We start from the raw sequence: 559 nt of genomic DNA, 5'->3' as shown, positions 1-559 counted from the left end.
GAGAGAAGATGGGTGACCACGCAGAAGCGCTCACCCTCCCACTCGCCCTCGCGGTAATCGGAATAATCCATGCCGCACAGGTCGATCAACTGCTCGAAGCGGCAGCCGGGCGCATCGCGCAACAGCGTGGCGGCTTCGAGGTAGTCGGCAGGCGACACAACCACGGTCACTTCGCCCAGGGCGAGCTTCACGCTCCGCGCCTTCGCGCCAAGCGTTTCGGTGATCTGGGTCTGCAGCGCTTCGGGAGAAATCGCAAAATCGGTCATCGTCTATTGCTCTTCAGGCGCGCGCGATCGTGTTGGTGCGGCGGATCTTCTGCTGGAGTTGAATCACTCCATACAGCAGCGCTTCCGCGGTCGGCGGGCAACCCGGCACATAGACGTCAACCGGCACAATGCGGTCGCATCCACGCACGACCGAATAGCTGTAGTGGTAGTAGCCGCCGCCATTGGCACATGACCCCATCGAGAGCACCCATCGGGGCTCGGGCATCTGGTCGTACACCTTGCGCAGCGCAGGCGCCATCTTGTTGCACAGCGTACCAGCCACGAGCATCAGA

General features: G+C 62.3%; 2 protein-coding genes. Both read right to left on the bottom strand.

Annotation, left to right across the window (positions count from 1 at the left end):
• A partial coding sequence (locus AC1DTN_RS38815) for an NADH-quinone oxidoreductase subunit C (protein WP_477925545.1) occupies positions 1 to 266 on the bottom strand: 266 nt, incomplete at its 3' end.
• Positions 267 to 279: 13 nt separating this feature from the next.
• On the bottom strand, positions 280 to 559 hold a 280-nt coding region (gene nuoB, locus AC1DTN_RS38810), incomplete at its 5' end, for an NADH-quinone oxidoreductase subunit NuoB (RefSeq protein WP_477925544.1).

It is taken from the genome of Rhizobium sp. 01T444, assembly GCF_056398305.1.
Note: the sequence above shows the minus strand (reverse complement) of the source record. Positions and strands in the feature narration are given on the sequence as shown.